Raw genomic sequence first — 6,501 nt, 5'->3', positions numbered from 1 at the left:
GATTCAGGTAGACTGAGTTGATGCTATCGCAGGCAAGCCAGCTCCCACATTTGTTTGGCTGTGTAATTAAGTCAGTATTACCAGATCCAATAAGGCCGAGCCCAGGCACTTGCCATGGGCGTCCAGCGCCAGCGAGCGGGTCACGCCGCCGCGCAGGATCCCCGGCAGCACGAAGTTCAGCGCCTGCACGTTGGGCAATTCATAACGCCGCACCGGCGCTGCGCCCGGCTCACGCAAGCCGGCAAAAAACGTGGCGACGCGCTCGGGCGTGAGCTGTTCGCACAGCAACGGATAATCCTCGGCGCGGTAGGCGATGATCGAGATGTTCGAAGTGTCGCCCTTATCGCCGGTACGGGAATGGGCCAGTGTGTGCAGTTTCATGCTTCGATCCTCGGGTTGACCACGCTGCGGGGCAGCAATAACGACGCTACTGCCACCACCTGGCGCACACTTTTACTCGCGCCGCCGCCGCCCGACGGACCATTGGTGTAGAGGGTCTCCACTTCATTGCCAACCCGCACCGCTTCGCTGCGATTTTCACAACGGGCGGCCACGCGCAGACGCACTTCCCAGGGCTCGACGCTGCTGCGTGGGCCGTGCAATGAATCCATGCCAATCAGCTCGGCGCGTAGCTCTTGCATCTTTACGCCCATCAGTTCCAGGCGCTTGAGTACGATATCCCGCGCCAACTCAGCCCGTGCGACCGCGCCTGGGCCGCCGTAGGACATCTGCCCTTCACCGATCCATCCGTCCAGGTAACCCACGCTGACCTTTAACTGTTCAGGCCGAGCGCGACCACTGGCGTTTTGGACACGGACGCGATCCACGCCCTCCTCCACAAAGCTCACTTGGGAAAAGTCTGCCGTCACGTCCGGCGTGAGATAAGCCGCCGGGTCGTGTACTTCGTAGATCATCTGCTCGGTGCACGTCGCACGGCTGACCTGCCCGCCTGAGCCCGCCACCTTGGTGATCACAGCCTCGCCATCGGCATCGATTTCAGCCAACGGGAAACCCAGGCGTGCCAGCTCATCCACATCCTTGAAACCGGGATCGGCAAAATAACCGCCGCTGACCTGGCCCGCGCATTCCAGCAAATGCCCGACCAACGTGCCGCGCCCCAGCCGCTGCCAGTCGTCCGCAGCCCAGCCGAACTCAAACATCTGCGGTGCCAAAAACAGCGACGGGTCGGCCACGCGCCCGGTGATCACCACATCGGCATCGGCGCGCAAGGCTTCGAGGATGCCGTCGACGCCCAGGTAGGCGTTAGCGGATATCAGCCGCTCGCCCAAAGAGCCAACGGTCTGGCCGTTATCCAGCCAAAAACCGGGCTGTAAAACCTCCAACACGTCATCGCCCACCACCGCCACGACCTTGAGGTTCAGGCCCAGTTCGTTGGCAACCCGCCGCACTTCAACGGCCGCCGCCACGGGGTTGGCCGCGCCCATATTGGTAATTACCCGCAGGCGACGGTGGCCCTTCAAGCCAACAAATGGCAACACCCGGCGCATACGCTCGCTCAGCAGTGGGTCGTAACCGCCCGGCGGGTCGCTGATACGCGCCTGTTGCGCCAGGGCAATGGTGCGTTCGGCCAGGCATTCGAACACCAGGTAATCCAGGTCGCCCTGTTCGGCCAGTTCCACGGCAGGCTCGATACGGTCGCCGGAGTAGCCGGCGCCGGAACCGATGCGCAAGGTTTTCATCTCAAATCACTCCCAGGAGCAATGCGGTCAGGGTCATCAACACCGACGCAGCAAACAGAAACGGAATAGTGAAGCGCTGGTGATCGGCCAGTTCGATCTTGCACAGGCCCACCAGCAGGAAGGTCGCAGGCGTCAGCGGGCTGACCGGGAAACCGGTGGTGTGTACGCCCAGCAACGAGGCCTGGGCCACTTGCAGCGGGTCGACGCCCAGGGCTTTGCCGACCTCGGCGATCACCGGCATCACGCCGAAATAGTAGGAATCGGGGTCAAACAACATGCTCAACGGCATGGAAATAAAGCCCACCACCGCCGGGATCAACTTGCCGTGGCCGGCGGGAATCTGTGCGACCGCCACCTCGGCAATCGCCTTGAGCATGCCAGTGCCTTGCATGATGCCGGTGAACACGCCAGCGGCGAGCAGGATACTGGCCATGGTCAGGGCGGTTTTCGCATGGGCATCGATGCGCGCCCGTTGGGCATCCACATTCGGGTAGTTGATGCACAGCGCCACCACGGTGCCGAGCATAAACATCACCACCGGGTCGACCCAGCCGGCAATCATCACCACCATTACCAGCACGGTCAGCAACAGGTTGACCCAGAACAGCCGTGGGCGCCGCAGCTTGATGTCCTCTTCGCTGAGCACCCGTTGCGGTACCGCCTCCACCGAGGAACCGGCGCCCAGGCCCAGGCGTTTTTCTTCACGACGGCCCAGCCACCAGGCGCAGGCAAACACGAAGACCAGGCCGACGATCTGCACCGGGATCAGCGGCTGGAACAGGTCGGCCACCGGCACATGCAAGGCCGCCGACGAGCGCAGCACCGGGCCGGTCCACGGCAGGAAATTGACCCCGGCGGCCATGGCGCAGACACACGCAAGGATACGTTTGTCGATGCCCAACCGCGTATACAGCGGCAGCATCGCCGGCACCGTCACCAGAAACGTCACAGCGCCGGAGCCGTCCAGGTGCACCAGCAGCGCGAGGGTCGCGGTGCCGACCACAATCCGCGTAGGACGCGTGCCTACGGTGCGCAGGATGCGATCAATGATCGGGTCGAGCATGCCGGCGTCGGTCATGATCCCGAAAAACAGAATCGCGAACACAAACATGCCCACCACTGGGGCGACGTTCTTGATTCCGGTAATGATAAAGGCGCTGGTTTGCAGGCCGAAACCGCCGAGCAGTGCGGCGATGATCGGCAAGGCGATCAGCGCCACCAGTGGCGACAGGCGTTTGCTCATGACGGCAGCGAGCAGGCACAGGATGGTGATGACACCCAGGGTTGCGAGCATGGGTTACTCCAGAGCGGCCTTGGTGGCCGGTTATTGTTTTCCCTGGAGTATTGGAAGCGGGTTAGTCTTTGTAAATTGGAATATTCGGCCTGGCACGTTCGGAAAAACAAAATGAAGAACAGCATCCAACATATACAAGCCTTTCTCGCCGTAGCCCGCACCGGCAGTTTCACCAAGGCCGCCAATGAGTTGCACTTGTCGCCCTCAGCCCTGACGGTACAGGTGCAACAACTCGAAGACTGGCTCGGCGTCGCGCTGCTCGATCGCAGCCCGCGCCACGTAAGCATCACCGCCGCAGGCGAAGACGCGCGCGGCCCCATGGAAAAACTGTTGCTGGACCTGGACAACATCGTCACTGGCTCGCGCGACCTCGCCGCCCTGCGCCGCGGCGTGGTCACCATCGCCGCACTGCCCTCGGTGTGCGCCGGCGCCCTGCCGCCGGCCTTGCGCCTGTTTCGCGAACGCTTTGCCGGCATCGAAGTACGTTTGCATGACCTGGTAGCTCATCGCATTCATGCACAGGTGCGCGAAGGCGTGGTGGACTTTGGCATCGGCGTGCGTGCCCGGCTGAGCCACGGCCTGGAATTTTTGCCGGTGCTCAATGATCGGTTGTGTGCGTTTGTGCCACTGGGCCATCCCCTCGCCCACCATCGCCAACTGACCTTGGAGCAATTGGCGGACCAGCCGATCATCCTAACCGGGCGCGACAGCAGTGTGCGTGAGCAGGTGGACGCGTTGTTTGATCAGACACGGCTGACAATGAATGCCGGCATGGAAGCCAACTACATGTCGACGGTGCTGGCGTTGGTGCGCCAGGGGCTGGGCATCAGCGTGTTGCCGGAGTCGGCGGCGGACAGTTTGCAGGGGTTGAAGCGCATCAATATTGACCATCCCGGCGTGAACCGCGAGATCGGGTTGATCAGTCGCAGCGGGATGGGCCTCAGCCCGGCGGCGCAGCGTTGCTTTGAGCTGCTGAGTGATGAGCTGTCTGGCACAACATCGAACTGAAACTGGACACTATCAATGTGGGAGCCAGCTCCCACACAAGCCAGCTCCCACATTTTTGACCGCGTGAACTCAATCAAGCATCGCTACATGTTTTGGATGGCTCGCCACCCGCGCCAGCCACGCCTGCACACCCGGATAAGCGTCCAGCTCAAACCCACCCTCCTCGGCCACATGGGTATAGGCATACAACGCCACATCGGCGATGGAGAATTGATCGCCCACCAGATACGGGGTCAGTTGCAGTTGGCGCTCCATGACCTTGAGGGCCTTGTAGCCACCTTTGTGCAGCTTCTTGTATTCCTCAAGACGGTCTGCGGGCAAGCCCAGGTAAAACTGGATAAACCGCGCCACCGCAATATACGGTTCATGGCTGTACTGCTCGAAAAACTGCCACTGCAACACTTGCGTGCGCAGGCGTGGCTCGGACGGCAAAAATTCGCTGCCATCGGCCAGGAAGTTGAGAATCGCGTTGGACTCCCACAGGCAAGTGCCGTCTTCAAGTTCCAGCACCGGGATCTTGCCATTGGGGTTCTTGGCCAGGAACTCGGCAGTCTGGGTGTCGCCCTTGAGGATGTCGACATCGATCCATTGGTACGGGATGCCCAGCAGGTTGAGCATCAATTTGACCTTGTAGCAGTTGCCCGACTTGTAATCGCCATAAACCTTGTACATGGGGCTCCCCTTATGCCGCTTGCGCGTGCTGTGCTTGACGGACCACCGCGGCCAGGCGTTTGAGACCTTCGTCCAGACGGGCCGGGTCGATATGGCTGAAATTGAGGCGCAACGAACCCAAGTGTTGATCGGGCTCGGAAAAGAACGGTTCACCGGGCATGAACGCCACGTCCTGATCCAATGCTTGCGCCAACAAGGTGCGGGTGTCGAGGGGTTGTTTCAAGGTCAGCCAGAAGAATAATCCACCTTGAGGCACTTGCCAGTCGGCCAGGTCGCCAAAGTGGCGCTCCAGAGCCGACTGAAAGGCATCGCGACGCTCGCGGTAAAAGTCGCGTAACTGCGCCAGGTGTTGCTGGTATTTTTGCGTGCCGATCCACTGCATCGCTTGCCACTGGCCGATGCGGTTGGTGTGCAGGTCGGCCGATTGCTTGAGCTTGAGCAGGTGCGGGAACAAATCCTCGCTGGCGATCAGGTAACCGACGCGCAACCCCGGCAACAGGGTCTTGGAGACAGTGCCGGTGTAGATCCAGCTGGCTTTTTTCAACCGCCCGGCGATGGGCTGCGCACTGGCGCCGTCGAATGTCAGCTCGCGGTAGGGCTCGTCTTCGATCAGGGTTACGCCGAATTCATCGAGCAAGGCGGCCACGGCTGCGCGCTTGGCCTCGCTGTAGCGCACGGCCGAGGGGTTCTGGAAGGTCGGGATGAGGTAGATGAACGCCGGGTGATGGCGTTCGAGGCTGGCGCGCAGGGCAGCCAGGTTCGGGCCGTCGGCCTCCAGTTGCACGGTGAGGCAATCGGCGCCGAACAGTTGGAAAATCTGCAAGGCGGCCAGGTAGGTCGGGCCTTCCAGCAAGACTTCAGTGCCCTTGTCGATGTACAGCTTGGCCGCCAGGTCGAGGGTTTGCTGGGAGCCGCTGACCACCAGCACCTGACTGGCCTGGCACGGTAAGCCCAAGGCGCGGGCCTCGGCGGCGAGCAGTTCACGCAATTGCGGCTCGCCTTCGCTCATACCGTATTGGCCGATGTTCAGTGGCAGTTCATCCCAATTCAGTACCGGCAACATGGCTTCGGCGGGCAGGCCACCGGCGAACGACATCACTTGCGGGCGCTGGGCCGCCGCAAGAATTTCACGGATCAAGGAGCTTTTGAGGCGCGTAACACGTTCAGAGAAGGCCATAGGGTCACCGGTAGCGAAGTCGGGGGCAAATACGTCAAACTGGTTGACCGAAATTACGACGACTCGCGTGGATACGTCAATATGCTTGACCTTAAAAACCAGGGCAGCCAACAACAAGCCATGGAAGCCTTTTTCTTCGGCTACCAGGCTTTTACCGCCAAGGCCGACGAAATGCTCGAGCGCCGCGGCCTGAGCCGCGTGCATCAGCGCATCGTATTTTTTATCGCGCGTTACCCCGCCTTGAGCGTGAAGCAGCTGCTGGAGTTGCTTGGGGTGAGCAAGCAGGCGCTGAACATGCCATTACGCCAATTGCAGGAAATGCACTTGGTCGACAGCGTTGCCTCCGAGGCCGACAAGCGCAAACGCCTGTTGGAACTGACTGAAGAAGGCCAACGTTTTGAGCAGTCACTACGCCGCGAGCAGGTGAAGCTGTTGCAGCGTGCGTTCAGTGAAGCCGGTGAAGACGCCGTGGCAGGCTGGCTAGCCGTGAACCAGGCCCTCGCCGGCCAACCTTAACCCTATGCCGAGCGAGCTTGTTGTGGCGAGCAGGCTTGCCCTGCGTTGGGCCGCGAAGCGGCCCTGAGACAGTCATCGCGGGGCTTCAGCGAGAATCCATTGGCAGGTTTGGGGGCCGCTACGCAGCCCAACGC

At 61.3% G+C, this 6,501-nt stretch carries 7 protein-coding genes; 2 read left to right on the top strand and 5 right to left on the bottom strand.

Annotated elements, in window-relative coordinates:
* Nucleotides 1-66 precede the first annotated feature (66 nt).
* From FEM54_RS21240 to FEM54_RS21230, 3 genes are read right to left on the bottom strand one after another with little or no spacing between them, the layout of a single operon-like run.
* On the bottom strand, nucleotides 67-381 hold the full coding sequence (locus FEM54_RS21240) for an AtuA-related protein (protein ID WP_017137835.1): 315 nt from the start codon (nucleotides 379-381) through the stop codon (nucleotides 67-69).
* Nucleotides 378-1,700: an acyclic terpene utilization AtuA family protein gene (locus FEM54_RS21235; RefSeq protein ID WP_138452850.1), complete on the bottom strand. Its 1,323-nt coding sequence runs from the start codon at nucleotides 1,698-1,700 to the stop codon at nucleotides 378-380. Before FEM54_RS21235 ends, FEM54_RS21240 begins: the two co-directional genes overlap by 4 nt.
* Before the next feature lies 1 nt (nucleotide 1,701).
* Nucleotides 1,702-2,994 carry a CitMHS family transporter gene (locus tag FEM54_RS21230; RefSeq protein WP_138452847.1) on the bottom strand — a complete coding sequence of 431 codons (1,293 nt, stop codon included), beginning with the start codon at nucleotides 2,992-2,994 and terminating at the stop codon, nucleotides 1,702-1,704.
* Nucleotides 2,995-3,105: 111 nt separating this feature from the next.
* Here FEM54_RS21230 and FEM54_RS21225 point away from each other — a divergent pair, with 111 nt between their 5' ends.
* Complete coding sequence (locus FEM54_RS21225; protein ID WP_138452845.1) at nucleotides 3,106-4,002, top strand: LysR family transcriptional regulator; 897 nt, start codon at nucleotides 3,106-3,108, stop codon at nucleotides 4,000-4,002.
* A 69-nt stretch (nucleotides 4,003-4,071) separates the two neighbouring features.
* On the opposite strand, the gene FEM54_RS21220 is transcribed toward FEM54_RS21225, so the two are convergent.
* Nucleotides 4,072-4,674: a glutathione S-transferase family protein gene (locus FEM54_RS21220; RefSeq protein ID WP_017137839.1), complete on the bottom strand. Its 603-nt coding sequence runs from the start codon at nucleotides 4,672-4,674 to the stop codon at nucleotides 4,072-4,074.
* Between the two features lie 10 nt (nucleotides 4,675-4,684).
* On the bottom strand, nucleotides 4,685-5,851 hold the full coding sequence (locus FEM54_RS21215) for an aminotransferase-like domain-containing protein (protein ID WP_099548915.1): 1,167 nt from the start codon (nucleotides 5,849-5,851) through the stop codon (nucleotides 4,685-4,687).
* Between the two features lie 81 nt (nucleotides 5,852-5,932).
* On the opposite strand from FEM54_RS21215, the gene FEM54_RS21210 reads away from it, so the two are divergent.
* On the top strand, nucleotides 5,933-6,367 hold the full coding sequence (locus FEM54_RS21210; RefSeq protein ID WP_099548914.1) for a MarR family winged helix-turn-helix transcriptional regulator: 435 nt from the start codon (nucleotides 5,933-5,935) through the stop codon (nucleotides 6,365-6,367).
* Nucleotides 6,368-6,501 lie beyond the last annotated feature (134 nt).

Source organism: Pseudomonas edaphica, from assembly GCF_005863185.1.
In the GTDB taxonomy this organism is placed as follows: domain Bacteria; phylum Pseudomonadota; class Gammaproteobacteria; order Pseudomonadales; family Pseudomonadaceae; genus Aquipseudomonas; species Aquipseudomonas edaphica.
This window is presented reverse-complemented; position numbering and strand designations above follow the sequence as displayed.

Bases quoted from the DNA above. Each gene is read 5' to 3' on its own strand.
- FEM54_RS21235 (WP_138452850.1), bottom strand. From the start codon at position 1,700: ATGAAAACCTTGCGCATCGGTTCCGGCGCCGGCTACTCCGGCGACCGT.
- FEM54_RS21215 (WP_099548915.1), bottom strand. From the start codon at position 5,851: ATGGCCTTCTCTGAACGTGTTACGCGCCTCAAAAGCTCCTTGATCCGT.
- FEM54_RS21210 (WP_099548914.1), top strand. From the start codon at position 5,933: ATGCTTGACCTTAAAAACCAGGGCAGCCAACAACAAGCCATGGAAGCC.
- FEM54_RS21220 (WP_017137839.1), bottom strand. From the start codon at position 4,674: ATGTACAAGGTTTATGGCGATTACAAGTCGGGCAACTGCTACAAGGTC.
- FEM54_RS21240 (WP_017137835.1), bottom strand. From the start codon at position 381: ATGAAACTGCACACACTGGCCCATTCCCGTACCGGCGATAAGGGCGAC.
- FEM54_RS21225 (WP_138452845.1), top strand. From the start codon at position 3,106: ATGAAGAACAGCATCCAACATATACAAGCCTTTCTCGCCGTAGCCCGC.
- FEM54_RS21230 (WP_138452847.1), bottom strand. From the start codon at position 2,994: ATGCTCGCAACCCTGGGTGTCATCACCATCCTGTGCCTGCTCGCTGCC.